At 55.8% G+C, this 15,559-nt stretch carries 10 protein-coding genes; 5 read left to right on the top strand and 5 right to left on the bottom strand.

From position 1 onward, the window contains the following. Positions 1 to 13 precede the first annotated feature (13 nt). Entirely contained in the window at positions 14 to 3,763 is a 3,750-nt protein-coding gene (locus ACIQV9_RS02530) for a hypothetical protein (protein ID WP_403097786.1), read from the bottom strand. A 192-nt stretch (positions 3,764 to 3,955) separates the two neighbouring features. Beyond that, positions 3,956 to 4,315, bottom strand: a complete 360-nt coding sequence (locus tag ACIQV9_RS02525; RefSeq protein WP_149660337.1) for a response regulator — start codon at positions 4,313 to 4,315, stop codon at positions 3,956 to 3,958. Positions 4,316 to 4,573: 258 nt separating this feature from the next. Between ACIQV9_RS02525 and ACIQV9_RS02520 the strand changes: the two genes are divergently transcribed. From ACIQV9_RS02520 to ACIQV9_RS02500, 5 genes are all read left to right on the top strand, one after another. Beyond that, a complete protein-coding gene (locus tag ACIQV9_RS02520; RefSeq protein ID WP_403097782.1) occupies positions 4,574 to 8,065 on the top strand; it encodes a response regulator in 3,492 nt (1,163 codons plus the stop codon). Then, complete coding sequence (locus tag ACIQV9_RS02515) at positions 8,065 to 8,898, top strand: CheR family methyltransferase (RefSeq protein WP_403097779.1); 834 nt, start codon at positions 8,065 to 8,067, stop codon at positions 8,896 to 8,898. Before ACIQV9_RS02520 ends, ACIQV9_RS02515 begins: the two co-directional genes overlap by 1 nt. After that, on the top strand, positions 8,895 to 9,488 hold the full coding sequence (locus tag ACIQV9_RS02510) for a chemotaxis protein CheB (RefSeq protein ID WP_403097776.1): 594 nt from the start codon (positions 8,895 to 8,897) through the stop codon (positions 9,486 to 9,488). The genes ACIQV9_RS02515 and ACIQV9_RS02510 overlap by 4 nt, the downstream gene beginning before the upstream one ends. Beyond that, positions 9,482 to 10,663 (top strand): ATP-binding protein, encoded by a 1,182-nt coding sequence (locus tag ACIQV9_RS02505; RefSeq protein ID WP_403097773.1) that lies wholly within the window; start codon positions 9,482 to 9,484, stop codon positions 10,661 to 10,663. Before ACIQV9_RS02510 ends, ACIQV9_RS02505 begins: the two co-directional genes overlap by 7 nt. Before the next feature lie 77 nt (positions 10,664 to 10,740). Beyond that, positions 10,741 to 11,118, top strand: coding sequence for a response regulator (locus ACIQV9_RS02500; protein WP_010460444.1), 378 nt, complete (start codon positions 10,741 to 10,743; stop codon positions 11,116 to 11,118). A gap of 30 nt (positions 11,119 to 11,148) precedes the next feature. On the opposite strand, the gene ACIQV9_RS02495 is transcribed toward ACIQV9_RS02500, so the two are convergent. The 3 genes from ACIQV9_RS02495 to ACIQV9_RS02485 form a co-directional block, all read right to left on the bottom strand. Then, complete coding sequence (locus tag ACIQV9_RS02495) at positions 11,149 to 12,801, bottom strand: ATP-binding protein (RefSeq protein ID WP_403098580.1); 1,653 nt, start codon at positions 12,799 to 12,801, stop codon at positions 11,149 to 11,151. A gap of 14 nt (positions 12,802 to 12,815) precedes the next feature. Continuing rightward, positions 12,816 to 14,318: an ATPase domain-containing protein gene (locus ACIQV9_RS02490; protein WP_403097769.1), complete on the bottom strand. Its 1,503-nt coding sequence runs from the start codon at positions 14,316 to 14,318 to the stop codon at positions 12,816 to 12,818. Between the two features lie 126 nt (positions 14,319 to 14,444). Further along, the gene (locus ACIQV9_RS02485) at positions 14,445 to 15,500 is read right to left on the bottom strand and encodes a tetratricopeptide repeat protein (protein WP_403097767.1); all 1,056 of its coding nucleotides are present in this window, start codon (positions 15,498 to 15,500) and stop codon (positions 14,445 to 14,447) included. Positions 15,501 to 15,559 lie beyond the last annotated feature (59 nt).

Here is a 15,559-nt window from a genome sequence, read left to right as displayed (position 1 = left end):
GGCGGTCCTGTTGTTACACCGTATTGAGTTTCACCAATACATCCGCACCGATGTAGCTGTTGCGGCTTCGATCAAGCGCCGATTGCATGGTTTTTATATTTTCCAGGTAGACCGGTCGGTTGGTTGCCAACTGGCTCAACAATGACGTCGTAATGGCGAACGAGTCAGCATTTTTCAGTGCTGTGGTGCTTTTCAGGTAGACAGGCGGATATTTCCCAGGAATTGCAGGTGCATGACCGGAGGCGAGGTTCAGCAAAGGACCAACGTCAAGTTGTTGGTAACCTTTTTGAAACATGTCCGGGTCCAATGCGTAGTTGAAGTCTTTTGTATCAGGCGCGCCGTGAAACATCTCGTGAACTAAAGCGTCAGCCGTGGTGCCCGGATTAAAAAATTCCTTGCGGTAATTATCATTGAAATTGTGAGTGTTGATGATGATGAATTTCTTGTGCGTTCCCTCAGTAGTATTTGCAACTTTCCATTCGTTGTACAAGGTAGGGTTTAACGCTGCGAGCGCGTCGGCATTTTTTGAACCGTCAAAAATGACGTTACGGGGACTGATCTTCGTAAAATCTGCTTTGACCTCATTCAAGTAGCTGAGGTACTGATTCCGTGTTTGCGGCGAGGCGTCCCCTAAAAGCAGCTTGAGCACCAGGTTTGCTTCATCTTCTGAACGGGTGTCAGACAAAACACTGATCGCAGTGTCAACTTTTTTACGCGCCAGCGGCAGACCTTCCTTGATGATGCTTTTAGCGTAGCTTTCGGGCATTAATTTATGAAGCCCTGGAAGGTGGAAGTTTACCGTTGGCTTGAAGTTGCTCAGCTTTCTTCCCCAAGGCTCGCCAAGCCGGTTGAGCGCATACCAATCGTCATTCCTGCGCACCGCTGAAAGTAAGAAGGCGTCCGCAACAACATCAGTCTGGCGCCAGAAACCTTGCCCGAAATCCGTTCGTTGCGCAGCCTTTACAAGGTCGTAGGATTGAGCACTACCGGTCAGTATTCGTAGTTGATGGGCAGCATTTTCCAAAGAGTGAAGTCCGACCCTGCCAATACTCAATACACCTTTCTTCAGATATTTTCCGGTACCCACAAGCAATTCAGGTGTTCCATCCAGTGGGTTGAACGCCGAATTGAGAAAACCAAGACCGACCTTGGCCAGCGCTCTCGATTTTGCCGCGGTGGAGACGGCCTTGCCGGCGATGCTAACGGCCTTTGCGACCACACCCACCACCAACAAAACATTAATTGCGAGTTCAATCGTGCAGGACAGCGCGCTGCCTTTATTACGGTCCGGATCATCGGACGTAAAGTCCTCGTAGCAAGCCTTGAACGGCACGATGATGTTGATAAAGGTGTCGAAGTATTCCTCTTCTTTGGCGAGCTTTATTTCCAGTTTTGTTCGGCTCCGCGAGTCTTCCAGTAGCTCTTCGTATGTCCAGACAGGTCGAAGTTTCAAGATGAAGTTCACCAGCGAGTTAAATTGTCCGCTATAAAAACTCTTGTAATGGCCTTGCTGAATGTCGCTCGAGTTTCTTCCGAATACAGGGTATGTGCCCAGTTTATCTATTGCCCCATGACTGGACAGTACAGCGCCGTGAGGAACTCCATGGGTATAGCTTTCAATATCGGTTGGTAAAAAATGTACGTTGGCAGCTTTGCTCAAGCTATTAATATGACCGGTAAAATCGATCCGTGCGGGTTGCTGTAGCAGATTTTCCTTGTGTATAAGCGCTGCGAGTTCAGGATTTTCTCGACATAGGCCCTGTAACGTGAACAACTCATAACAGTACAGTCGGCCTTCATATTTCGCACACATCACTACACCGTAGCGCCCCGTCGCGGCATCCTTGTCTTTCTGTTTTTCCTGAGGAAACACTTCCGGGGGCTGGATGAAGGCAACCGATGGGCGAAGGGTAAAGAGAGTAACCTCACCGCACAGCAGACGCGTGCGGTCAATGGGCGCTAATGCAGACAAAACGAGGTTTAGTGTTGTGGCCATTGCTTGTTCCAATGGCGCATAGGCTTGGTCAAAGCGCTGCTTGAACACCCCCTCCGTAGAAACCAGGCTGGACAAAAGGCGCGGAAAACGCTGATAAATGCTGGTTCCTTTTTTCAAGTCCCAGTCACGTGTCCCAAGATGATTGGACATGTTGAGTTCGACCATAGACATGGCCAATGGCTCGAAATTGTTAAACTCATGGAATCCCCGTTGTTTCTGGTAGAGTATTTTTTCCTCCAGGAAGTCGCAGTCCGGAACTGCATGCTGGAGTATTTCCAACGATATCGCTTTTCGGGTGGGCAGCGGGGTGGTCAAGGATTTTGCGTTCTGCGTGTACAGATCTTCGAACTTTTGATAGGCCGCGATAGCAGAGTCAACGGCGGCCTGATAGTTACTGTTTACACGCTCAAGCGTCACAATATTGTTCAATAAGGCCCAATCAATGATGGGGTCGACCGATAACACGCTATGCAGGATTTCCAGGCTCTTGTTGACCGGCTCTATTTCCTCGAGTTGCATGACCTGCGAATAGGTCATGGAGAGCACAGACCCAATCGCGTTCGCTTCTGCCAAGGCGACTCCCCGGCAGAAGGTAATCCATTCAGGGGTTCCCAGGACTAACGAGTCGGGCACTTCTCTAACCAGGAATTCCGGAGCTTTTCCTGCCAACAGTAAATAAGCCGCTAATGTGGCGAGGTGCGCTGGGACGTGGTGTTTTTCCTCGAGATGCCGCTCAAATTCGAAGATGACGGCGGGTATCGATTTTTCGATGTTTTCGGGAGTGTAAAGGTTGTAACCAGCCAAATGATTGCGAGGTTCGTCTTCTCCCGCTGCGGGATAAAGATCCAGAATGATGGCGGTCATCAGGACCTGTTCCGCGTACAGGTCAGAGATTTCTTCTCCCGAATTGGAACCGTACCAGCCAAGTTCATCGATATAAGCTTTAGACCAGGACTGCAAAGAGGGGGGAGTGCCCAACTCGTGCAAGAGTTCACGGTAGTTCAATAGGGACACATGATTGGCTGTGTGCCAATTGGGCCCCCATACGATCTGCCATAGAACCGTCAGGAGTTTTTGTTTGCGTCCGGTAAATTGCCCGGTTAAAGCGATGATCTTGCTTCGTTCAGCAGGCGATAACACGACGGACTGATCGTCACTGGGTGAAATCATTTCCCAATAGTTACCGAGAGATGGGCTGGGGTTATATTTGAACTCTAGATGTTTGATCAGGTTTTTTATGCCCTTTACATCTTCAGGTAGTTTGTATTCGTGAAATGCCATCCACTGCTTGACACCGACAGAATTGTTCGCTGAAACAACTCCCCCAATCACTGCAGCGATTTCAGTGAGAGTCGCCAAATCATCCTTGAGTTCAGGATCAAGATTTATCGCAGTGATGACGCTGTCTGCCCGATCATGAGGCCATACGAAGATCTGACCTTCAGTGAATACATAGAAGGAGTCTGTTTCAACGCCATGTTCTTTAAGGATAAGTTTAAAGGCTGGCTTGTCCATCATTCGCTGTAACAGGACAGCACCAGGTTTATGCGCCTGCTCGAAAGATGAGTCCTGCTCCGCCGTGATAAATTCACCCTCCCACGATATGAGGTGATCGTCGTTCTGTTCAGCAATGCCGTTTTTAAGAAGCGTTAGAATTTTTTGTCGCTCTACTTTGTCGCTTTTAATGTTTTTGTCAGGGGTGTTGAAGATGCGATACGGTTTAGAGAAGCGCACATCGGAAGGGGTCGAAATGTCAGAGTCTTTCATTAATAAATCCATTTATAAGGCGTTGCTTTTAGGTGTGGCAATCCTCTTGTAGTTAGGGTGATTAAGCAATTTTGCTTGTGTGAGTGCTTGTTTCTTACTTGTAGAACGTTATGAGTTCGCTTGGCGGGTATTAAAACAACAAGCACCGCTCTCTTTAGAGTTCGGTGCCGTTTAAGACGTGTCTTTGTCTATTTATGCAAGCATGCCTTTAACCTTGTCCCGCAACTGATCAATGGAAAACGGCTTGCCAATCACCTGCATGCCTGCCGGCACATCGATGCTCTCGGCATAACCGCTGGCAAACAGGATCGGCAGTTCAGGGCGCAGCATCCGCGCTTGCGTCGCCAGTTCTCGGCCATCCATCACCGGCAAACCCACATCGGTCATCATCAAATCGATGTATTGATCTTCATCGTTGAGAAATTCCAGCGCCTTTTCGCTGCCATCGGCCTCAAGGACCTTGAACTCCAGTTCCTCCAGTACATCGACGATCAGCATGCGCACGATGGCATCGTCTTCTACTACCAGGATGATGGACGGGTCGGAGGACATAAGAGGGCTCTCAAGTTAAATTCAGGGTCACAGGTCGATCGGAATCGCCGGGCTCTAGCATGAGTAAGTGGCAGATCCCGACAAGTTCCCAACGTTGTGCAAAAAAGAATAGCTGTACAAGAGGCGGCAGGATAACCGCTCCTTTGACCAAGAGCAGCTAAATGCGAGGGCTTGCCCGAATACGCGTCAGAAAATTGGATCAATGTGCCCGTTTTGGGGCAAACTCCTTGGTTTTGAACAGTTCGACAAGGCCTTCCCATGACCCCTGCGTCTTCGGTTGATGAGCAACGATTCCGTAAACTCCTGAGCCGCAACATCAGTCTGCCGTTGGGTGTCGGTGTGCTCAGCGCGGTGTTCTTTGTCTCGCTGATCACTTACCTGCTGTCGGTGATCCAGTGGGTCGAACACACCGACCGGGTGATCAATAACGCCAATGAAGCGGTGAAGCTGACCGTTGATCTGGAAACCGGGATGCGCGGGTATCTGCTCAGCGGCGATGAGCATTTCCTCGACCCTTATGAGACGGCCAAGCCGAGAATCGCGGTCGCGCTCAATACCTTGCTCGAACTCACGGCCGACAACCCGGTTCAAACCGACCGCCTGCACCGGCTCCAGGCCTTGCAGGTGGAGTGGGCCAACTACGCGCAATCAATGATCGATCTGCAGCGCGCCAGCGGCGATTATCGCAGTGCCGTCAGGGCCGGGCGCGGCAAGCGGCTGACCGATGAGATCCGCAAGCAATTCGAAGACGTGATCGACATGGAGCAGCAGTTGCGCACCACGCGCAACGAGGACGTGCGCCGCACCACGATCTGGAGCATCACTCTTTACCTGTTGTTCATTCTCGGTATCAGCGGTTTGCTGGCCTACATCGGCCGTCGCGATTTGCTCAACCTGTCCCAAAGTTACAGCGCCAACCTCGCCGCGCAACAGGCCAGCGCCTGGCGCCTGGAACAGCAAGCGTGGCTGCGCAATGGCCAGACCGAACTGGCCGAGCAGGTATTGGGGCAACTGTCCCTCAACCTGTTGGGCCGCAACATTTTGCAGTTCTGCGCGCAATACCTGGGTTCTGCCGTCGCCGCCATTTACGTGCGCGAAGAACATGGCGGCCTGAAGCGAGTGGCGTCTTACGGTTTCTCCCGCGAGCAGGAAGAGCGCGACCAGCAGATTTACAGCGATGAAGGGATTGTCGGCCAAGTGGCGCAGCAGGCTCGCCTGATCCGTCTCGATAACGTGCCAAGCGACTACTTCAAAGTCAGCTCCGGCCTGGGCGAAGGCCTGCCGCATAGCGTGCTCGTGGTGCCTACCAGCGACGACGATCGAGTCAACGGTGTAATCGAACTGGGCTTCCTGCGCCCGTTGGACGACCGCGACGTTGAGTTGCTCGAGCTGATCGCCGGCAACATCGGCACGTCGATCGAGGCCGCTCGTTATCGCCAGCGTTTGCAGGAAGTACTGGCCGAAACCCAGCAGCTCAACGAGGAGCTGCAAGTTCAGCAAGAAGAACTCAAGACCGCCAACGAAGAGCTCGAAGAGCAGTCGCGGATTCTCAAGGAATCCCAGGCGCACCTGGAAACCCAGCAAGTCGAACTGGAGCAGACCAACGAGCAACTCGCCGATCAGGCGCAGATCCTGGCCGACCAGCGCGATGCGATGGACCTGAAGAACACCGAACTCAATCAAGCCCAGGCCCAGCTTGAAGAGCGCGCCGAAGAGTTGCAGCGATCGAGCAAGTACAAGTCCGAATTCCTCGCCAACATGTCCCACGAACTGCGCACGCCGTTGAACAGTTCGCTGATTCTGGCCAAGTTGCTGGCGGAAAACCCTCAGGAAAACCTCAGCGCCGAGCAGGTGAAGTTCGCCGAGTCGATCTATTCCGCCGGCAATGACTTGCTCAATTTGATCAATGACATTCTCGATATTTCCAAGGTCGAGGCCGGCAAGCTGGAAATGCGCCCCGAGAACACCAGCGTTGCGCGTCTGGTGGACGGACTGCGCGGGATGTTCGAGCCGATGGCCGCTGACAAGAAGTTGAAGTTTGAAGTCGACTCGCAGCCCGGCTCGCCGATGATGCTGTTCACCGACCGCCAGCGTCTGGAGCAAGTCATCAAGAATCTGCTGTCGAACGCGGTGAAATTTACTGAGAAAGGCACCGTCAGCCTGACGGTGGCGTCCCAGCCAAACGACGGCATCGCCTTTATTGTCCGCGACTCCGGGATCGGCATCGCCCCCGACCAGCAGGAAAGCATTTTTGAAGCCTTCCGACAGGCCGATGGCACCACCAATCGCCGTTATGGCGGCACGGGCCTGGGCTTGTCGATTTCCCGCGACCTGGCCGCGTTGCTGGGCGGCTCGATCAGCGTCACCAGCGAGCCGGGGCAGGGCAGTGTCTTCACTCTAGTGCTGCCGCAGCAATACGTTGAACCGAACGATGTGCCGGTCGCACCGAGACAGGCCACGCCCGTCGCCATGGCACCGAGAGCGGCAACGCCTGAGCGGGTGCCTTTGATTGCCGAAGTCGATATCCCTCGTTTCGACGATGACCGCACCAAGGCGCCGTTCACCACCCGTTGCATCCTGGTGGTGGAAGATGAGCCGAATTTTGCGCACATCCTCTACGATCTGGCTCACGAACTGGGCTACCAGTGCCTGGTCGCCCACGGCGCCGATGAAGGCTACGACCTGGCCAAAGAGTTCATTCCCGACGCCATTCTGCTGGACATGCGCCTGCCGGATCATTCCGGGCTGACGGTGTTGCAGCGCCTGAAAGAACATGCCGAAACCCGGCATATTCCGGTTCATATAATTTCGGTCGAAGACCGGGTCGAGGCCGCCATGCACATGGGCGCGATCGGTTATGCGGTCAAGCCGACCACTCGCGAAGAACTCAAGGACGTGTTTGCCCGCCTCGAAGCCAAGCTGACCCAGAAGGTCAAACGGGTGCTGTTGGTCGAAGACGATGATTTGCAACGCGACAGCATTGCTCGCCTGATCGGCGACGAAGACATCGAGATCACCGCCGTCGGCTTCGCCCAGGAAGCGCTCGACCTGCTGCGCACGACCATTTTCGATTGCATGATCATCGACCTGAAGCTACCGGACATGCTTGGCAACGACCTGCTCAAGCGGATGTCGACCGAGGATATTTGCTCGTTCCCGCCGGTCATCGTCTATACCGGACGCAACCTGACCCGGGACGAAGAGGCCGAACTGCGCAAGTACTCGCGCTCGATCATCATCAAGGGCGCTCGCTCGCCCGAGCGTTTGCTCGATGAGGTCACACTCTTTCTGCACAAAGTCGAATCCAGGTTGTCCCATGAACGCCAACGGATGCTCAAGACCGCGCGCAGCCGCGACAAGGTCTTCGAGGGCCGCAAAGTGCTGCTGGTGGATGACGATGTACGCAACATCTTTGCCCTGACCAGTGCACTGGAGCAAAAGGGTGCAGTCGTGGTCATTGGCCGGAACGGCCGTGAGGCGATTGAAAAACTGAATGAAGTCGAGGACATCGATCTGGTGTTGATGGACGTGATGATGCCGGAGATGGATGGTTTCGAAGCCACCATCGAGATCCGCAAGGACCCGCGCTGGCGCAAGCTGCCGATCATTGCGGTGACGGCCAAGGCCATGAAGGACGATCAGGAGCGCTGCCTGCAAGCCGGCTCCAACGATTACCTGGCCAAGCCCATCGACCTGGATCGCCTGTTTTCGCTGATTCGCGTGTGGTTACCGAAGATGGAACGCATTTAGTGGAACGCATTAGTTCAGTGGAGCGAAGCAGCGAAATCGAATTGCGGTTGTTGATCGAGGCGATCTATCTCAAGTACAGCTACGACTTTCGCGATTATTCCGGCGCTTCGATCAAGCGACGGGTCAATCATGCGTTGGCGCAATTCGAGTGCAACACCATTTCGGCCCTGCAAGAAAAGGTGCTGCACGATCCGACCGCGTTCATGCAGTTGCTGCAATTGCTGACGATTCCGGTCAGCGAGATGTTTCGCGATCCTTCGCATTTCCTGGCGATTCGCAAGGAAGTGGTGCCACTGCTCAAGACTTATCCGTCGATCAAGATCTGGATCGCCGGTTGCAGCACGGGCGAAGAAGTCTATTCGATGGCGATTCTGCTGCGTGAAGAAGGCTTGCTCGATCGTACGATCATTTACGCCACCGACATCAACCCGCGCTCGCTGGAGAAGGCCAAGCAGGGGATTTTCTCCATGGAGAATGTCCGCGCCTACACTCATAACTACCAGCAGGCAGGTGGCCAGCGTTCGTTCGCCGACTACTACACGGCGGCGTATGGCTACGCGATTTTCGACAAGACCTTGTGTGAGAACGTGACCTTCGCCGATCACAGTCTGGCGACGGATAGCGTCTTTTCAGAAACCCAATTGATTTCGTGTCGTAACGTTTTGATTTATTTCAATAAAAAGCTTCAGGATCGCGCGTTCGGTTTGTTCCATGAGTCTCTTTGCCATCGAGGATTCCTGGTGCTGGGCAGTAAGGAAACCCCGGATTTTTCGGCTTTCGGTAGCCAGTTTGTGCCCTTGGTCAAACAAGAACGGATTTACCGTAAATCATGAACAATGCAGCGGATTTGCCTTCGATAGAAGCTATCGTGATCGGCGCTTCGGCCGGTGGAGTGGAGGCATTGCTCAATATTCTCAGTCCGTTGCGCGAAGGTTTCTTGCTGCCGATCATCGTGGTTCTGCACTTGCCCGACGAGCGTCGCAGCCAACTGGCCGAAGTCTTTGCCCGCCGGGTTTCGATGCCTGTCGAGGAAGCCAGCGACAAAACCCTCGTGGAAGCCGGAACCTTGTATTTCGCCACGCCGGGTTATCACTTGTCGGTGGAACAGGACCGCAGTTTTTCGCTGAGCCTGGAGGATCGCGTGCATTACTCGCGGCCGGCTATCGATTACCTGTTCGAGTCGGCTGCCGATGCCTACGGTTCAAAGCTGGCAGCCGTACTGCTGACCGGTGCGAACCGTGATGGCGCCAGCGGGCTGGCCCAGGTCAAACATCGTGGTGGCCTGACCATCGTGCAGGACCCGGACGAAGCCCAGGTCGCGACCATGCCTCGGGCAGCGCTGGATTTGCATCACCCGGACCACATTCTCCCTATACGCGGCATCGGCCGTCTGCTTGTCGAGCTGGAACGAATAGCATGCTAAGTAACATCCAAGCCAAATTGCTGATTGTCGACGATCTGCCGGAGAACCTGCTGGCGCTCGAGGCACTGATCAAGCGTGAAGACCGCATGGTCTACAAAGCCTTGTCCGCCGACGAAGCCTTGTCGCTGCTGCTGCAACACGAATTCGCCATGGCGATTCTCGACGTGCAGATGCCGGGCATGAACGGCTTTGAACTGGCCGAGTTGATGCGCGGCACGGAAAAAACCAAGAACATCCCGATCGTATTTGTCAGTGCCGCCGGCCGCGAGCTGAACTACGCGTTCAAGGGCTACGAAAGCGGGGCCGTGGACTTCCTGCACAAGCCTCTGGATATTCACGCCGTCAAAAGCAAGGTCAACGTCTTCGTCGACCTGTATCGGCAAAGCAAGGCGATGAAGCAACAGGTCGAAGAACTGGAACAGGCTCGCCGCGAACAGGAAGCGCTGCTCAAGCAATTGCAGACTACCCAGAATGAGCTGGAACAAGCGGTGCGCATGCGTGATGACTTCATGTCCATCGTCGCCCACGAAGTCCGTACGCCGCTCAATGGCCTGATCCTCGAAACCCAGTTGCGCAAGATGCATCTGGCCCGGGACAACGCGTCGGCGTTCACCCTCGACAAGATGCACGCCATGGTCGACCGTGACGAGCGGCAGATCAAAAGCCTGATTCGTCTGATCGAAGACATGCTGGATGTGTCACGCATCCGCACCGGCAAGCTGTCGATCCGCACAACGAAATTTGACCTCGTGCAATTGGTCAGCAATTTGTTGCAAAACTTCGCGCCGCAGGTCGACGCCGCCGAGTGTTCCGTTATGTTTACGGCTGAACAGCCAGTGGTCGGCAACTGGGACGAATTTCGTATCGAGCAAGTGATTTCAAATTTGCTGACCAACGCCTTGCGTTATGGTGGAAAGAGTCGGATCGATGTGAGGGTCTACAGTCACGAGGGTCAGGCACGGGTCGAAGTGCAGGATCGCGGGATCGGTATCAGTGAAGAAAACCAGAAGCGTATTTTTCAACAGTTCGAACGGGTGTCAGCCAAGACCGTGGTCGCGGGGCTGGGACTGGGGCTGTTTATTTCCGAACAGATCGTCGCCGCCCATGGCGGCTCCATCGCCGTCGAGAGCAAGATCAACGAGGGCGCCTTATTTCGCGTTTGTCTGCCGCTGTAGGAAAACAGCCGGATAAACGCAACCTCTGATCGACCCCATGGTCGTATCAGCAGCTATTGACCGAACAAAGGCTTCCCATGAGTGAAGATGCACAAGATGTAGTACTCATTGTCGAGGATGACCCCTCGATTCTGATGGTATTGTCCGCTTACTTGTCGGGTGAGGGTTACCGGGTACTGCAGGCCGAAAACGGCGAGCAGGCCTTCGAAATACTGGCGAGCAAGCCGCACCTGGACATGATGATTACTGACTTTCGCCTGCCTGGCGGGATTTCCGGCGTGCAGATCGCCGAGCCCGCCGTGAAGCTGCGACCGGAACTCAAAGTGATTTTTATCAGCGGTTATCCGCAGGAAATCCGCGAGACCGACAGCCCGATCACGCGCAAGGCGCCGATCCTCGGCAAACCGTTCGATCTGGATGTGTTGCAAGAGCTGATGCAGGACATGCTGTCGTAAATGGTCCCGGAGCCCCCGTCATGGGGGCTTTCAGATTCGAATCATCTCCCGCACCTTGGCCGTCAACAGGTCGAAGGTGAACGGCTTGGTGATCATCTGCATGCCAGGGTCAAGGAATCCACCGCGCACCGCCGCGTGTTCGGCATAACCGGTGATGAACAATACTTTCAGATCAGGCCGGTACTGCCGACCGATTTCCGCCAATTGCCGGCCATTCATCCCAGGCAAGCCCACATCACTGATCAACAAGTCGATACGCTGGCCGGAGTCGAGAATCGGCACCGCGCTGTCGGCATCGCCTGCCTCGACGAAGGCATAGCCCAATTCACTCAATACCGCACTGACCAACACCCGTACCGCCGGATCATCCTCGACGATCAGCACGGTTTCACCGTCCTGAGCGTAAGGCGCGTGTGCGATATCGACCAGGGTGTCCTCGACCAGATCACCGTTGTAACGCGGCAAATACAGACTCACCATTGTGCCGTTGCCCACTTCACTCTCGATGGTCACGTGGCCGTGGGACTGCTTGCTGAAACCGTAAATCATCGACAAGCCCAAACCGGTGCCCTGGCCGATCGGCTTGGTGGTGAAGAACGGATCAAAGGCCCGGCTGATAGTGCTTTCCGGCATGCCGCAGCCGGTGTCGGTCACGCGCAGCACGACGTAATCCCCCGGTTGCAGGTTGCTGTGGACTTGCGTGAAGCCCTTGTCCAGGTGTTGGTTCGAGGTGTTGACCACCAGTTTTCCGCCTTCAGGCATGGCATCGCGGGCGTTCAGTACCAGGTTGAGGAGGGCGCTTTCGAGCTGGTTGGGGTCGGCCTCGGCCACCCACAGGTCCTCGCTCAACTGCATGTCCAGCTGAATGCTTTCGTTGATGCTGCGCTGCAAAAGTTCGCCCATGGACACTACCAGGGTGTTCATTTTCACGGGTTTGGAATCCAGCGACTGGCGTCGGGAAAACGCCAGCAGACGATGGGTCAGACCTGCCGCGCGATTGGCCGACGTCACCCCCAGGTCGATCAGGCCGTCCAGGTCATCGGTGCGACCTCGGGCCAGGCGTCGACGCAGCAACTCGAGGCTGCCGATGATGCCGGTCAACATGTTGTTGAAGTCGTGGGCAATACCACCGGTGAGTTGGCCGACTGCCTCCATTTTCTGCGACTGTCTGAGGGCTTCTTCGTTATGGCGCAGTTGGGCGGTACGCTCCTCGACCTGTTGTTCGAGGGTTTCCAGTGTGTTTTGCAAACGCAATTCGCTTTGGCTCAGGTCAATCAACCGGTCCCTGGCTTCATACTGCCGTCGTCGCCCGCGCAATGCGGTCGTGACCAGACTGATCAACGTCACCGGATGAAACGGACGCTCGAGGAAGGTCACGTTGCCCAATTGTGGGCCGAGGCGTGACGCGGGGTTCTGCTCAGGGCCGCCGTGGTGGGTCAGCAGTACGATCGGCAGGTCTGACCAGGCCGGTTGTTCCTCGATCAAGCCCAGCAGCGGGTCGAGATCACAACCCAGCAAGGCCTCCGAAGAAATCACCAGCAGGCCGGCACCTAGCGCCAGCTCGCTGCACAGCGTGACCAGGTCCCGGGTAACAACGCCTTCGAATCCCGCCTCGTTAAGCATCATCAGCGCAATCTGGCTGTCACGTCCCAGCGGCGCGAGAATGATCGCGCGCTCGGACATCGCCTCGATAACACTCACCGGCCATCATCCTTGAGGAGTGGCTGGCTGGCGCCCAGATAAGTCGGCACGCCGCGCAACACACCCTGGAACGCATCCAACGGTTCACCAATGGTCATGCCTTTGCTGCCGATGCGGTATTCGCGAATGGTCGATTCGTGGCTGCCGGTGCGTTTCTTGATAATGGAAACGGCCCGGCGAACCTTGCCCAGGGCTTCGAAGTAACGCAACAGAATCACCGTGTCAGCCAGATAAGTAATGTCGACCGGGGCCTGCATGTCGCCGACCAGCCCGTGTTGAGCAACCGTCATGAACGTCGCGGCGCCTCGGCGATTGAGGTACAGCAGCAACTCGTGCATGTGCAGCACCAGCGCGTTTTCCTCGGGCATTGCGGCCTGGTAGCCGTTGATGCTGTCGATCACCACTGTTTTGATGTTGCGCTCATCGACGCAACGGCGAACCCGGTGCGAGAACTCGCCCGGAGACAGTTCGGCGGCGTCGACTTGCTCGATCAGCAGGTTGCCGGTGTCTTGCAGCGCCTGCAGGTCGATGCCCATGTTTTTCATGCGCTCGAACAGCAGCCCCAGCTCTTCATCGAAGATAAACAGCGCCGCTTTCTCACCCCGGCCGACGGCTGCGGCGGCGAAGATCATCGATATCAGCGATTTGCCGGTGCCGGCCGGGCCGAGAATCAGCGTGCTGGAACCGGTCTCGATACCGCCGCCGAGCAGGGCGTCCATTTCCTTGATGCCGCTGGTCAATTGCTGGCGCACATAACCGCCGCGGTGTTCCGCCGCGACCAGACGAGGGAACACGTGAACGCCGTCGCCCATAATCGTAAAGTCATGAAAACCGCCACGGTATTTTTGACCGCGGTACTTCACGACGCGGATCCGCCGGCGTTCGGCGCCGTAGTTGGGCGTCAGTTCTTCCAGGCGAACCACCCCGTGCGCCACACTGTGCACGGTTTTATCGAGGGATTCGGTGGTCAGGTCATCGAGCAACAGCACGGTCGCGTCGTAGCGCACGAAGTAGTGCTTGATCGCCAGAATCTGCCGGCGATAACGCAGGGAGCTCTGGGCCAGCAAGCGGATTTCGGAAAGGCTGTCGAGGACCACTCGGGTCGGCTTGACCCGTTCGACCACTTCGAAAATCTGTTTGGTCGCTTCGCCCAGCTCAAGGTCCGAGGAATACAGGAGACTCTGCTGATGCTCGGCATTGAGCAGGTTTTCTGGCGGCGTCAGTTCGAAGATGTGGATGTTTTCATCCAGCTCCCAACCGTGGGACAACGCCCCTTGGCGCAGTTCGCGCTCGGTTTCTGAAAGCGTGATGTACAACGAGCGCTCGCCGGCGCGGGCGCCAGCCAACAGAAAATGCAAAGCGACGGTGGTTTTACCGGTGCCGGGTTCACCCTCCAGCAAAAACACATGGCCGCGGGACAATCCACCGGCCAGGATGTCATCCAGACCTTCGATGCCGGTGGCGGCTTTTGCACTGAACAACTCGTTAGACGTAGACAAAAAAAACCCTCTCATGACTAGGGAAGCGAGGCAGCAGGCCTGAAGTGCCTGAATGGACTGCCTGATCACTTGACCTTTTGCCGTGGCGACGGTTCAACCTTTTTGTTGGCCTGCCAGAGGGTGACGTTACAAGCCTTGCTGCAACGCCGGATCATCGGGATTGAGCTGCTCCAGCTGCGCCAGAAGGATCTGCACGTTCTGTAATTGGCCGCTTTCTTTCCAGTAATTGATCAGCAGCACCCGCGCCTTGCGATCGGCCGGGTGGCGCTGGACGATTTCCTGCAGCTGTTTTTGCGCCGCTTCCAGCTCTTGTTCACCATGCAATGTAGTCGCCAGGTCGTAGCGGTAGTCCTTGTTGTTCGGCTCGATCTCGACTGCTTTGGACAGACCAAGCAAGGCGAACTCACTTTGCCCGTGATGCAGCAACCAAAGCCCCAGGGCATGTTGCAGGTAAGCCGAGTCGGGTTGAGCCTTCAACTGTTTCGCCAGCAATTTCCGGGCTGCGTCGCTTTGGCCTTGTTTGTCCAGGACTTCAATCTGCATCACCAGCGCCGGCAGATTGCCTGGGTCCAGTTGCAGCGTGCGCTCCAGGGCCTGCTGCGCTTCTTTCAGTTCGGCATTGTGCAGGTGCAGACGAGCCAGTTGATATTGGTTGCCGGCGCTTTCCGGCTGGCTCTTCAGGACCTGCTCCCACGCATCGATGGATTGCTCCAACGGCCCGAAATACAGGCCCAGGTCATCCGGCGACAAGCCCAACAGTGCGTTGATCGCGGCAGCGCGGACGCTTTGTTCGCCGTCATCGAGCAATGGCCCGATCAGCAGACTGCGCTGCCCATTGGGCACCAGGCCGCTGATACTTTTGATCGCCGCAATGCGCACGTCGGCCGACTGGTTTTGCAAGTCTGCATCCGCCAGTTTCAGGGCTTGGGGGCTCGGGTAATTCGGCAGTTCGGCATGCAGCCAGACACGGCGCTTGGGCGACAGGTCAGGGCGGCCCAGTTGCTGGTAGAGCACGCGTGCGGCGCCCGGTTGCCCGGCGCGTGCCTGGGTCAACGCTTCGCTGTAACCGCGCTTGATGGCTTCCGGCACCACGGGTGTCGTGCTGCGCAGGAAAAACCAGGCAAGAGCGATGGCGAACAGGACGCAGAGGCTGATGAGCAAGTAGCGGCGGGACTGGGGCATGCAGGAATCCGGGGGCTGGCGGCTTTTGCAAAGCTGTCAGCTTCGGTCAGGTGGGCGTG

The organism is Pseudomonas sp. NPDC099000 (assembly GCF_044759925.1).
GTDB lineage: Bacteria > Pseudomonadota > Gammaproteobacteria > Pseudomonadales > Pseudomonadaceae > Aquipseudomonas.
This window is presented reverse-complemented; position numbering and strand designations above follow the sequence as displayed.

Bases quoted from the DNA above. Each gene is read 5' to 3' on its own strand.
- ACIQV9_RS02485 (WP_403097767.1), bottom strand. From the start codon at position 15,500: ATGCCCCAGTCCCGCCGCTACTTGCTCATCAGCCTCTGCGTCCTGTTC.
- ACIQV9_RS02520 (WP_403097782.1), top strand. From the start codon at position 4,574: ATGACCCCTGCGTCTTCGGTTGATGAGCAACGATTCCGTAAACTCCTG.
- ACIQV9_RS02510 (WP_403097776.1), top strand. From the start codon at position 8,895: ATGAACAATGCAGCGGATTTGCCTTCGATAGAAGCTATCGTGATCGGC.
- ACIQV9_RS02495 (WP_403098580.1), bottom strand. From the start codon at position 12,801: ATGTCCGAGCGCGCGATCATTCTCGCGCCGCTGGGACGTGACAGCCAG.
- ACIQV9_RS02530 (WP_403097786.1), bottom strand. From the start codon at position 3,763: ATGAAAGACTCTGACATTTCGACCCCTTCCGATGTGCGCTTCTCTAAA.
- ACIQV9_RS02525 (WP_149660337.1), bottom strand. From the start codon at position 4,315: ATGTCCTCCGACCCGTCCATCATCCTGGTAGTAGAAGACGATGCCATC.
- ACIQV9_RS02505 (WP_403097773.1), top strand. From the start codon at position 9,482: ATGCTAAGTAACATCCAAGCCAAATTGCTGATTGTCGACGATCTGCCG.
- ACIQV9_RS02500 (WP_010460444.1), top strand. From the start codon at position 10,741: ATGAGTGAAGATGCACAAGATGTAGTACTCATTGTCGAGGATGACCCC.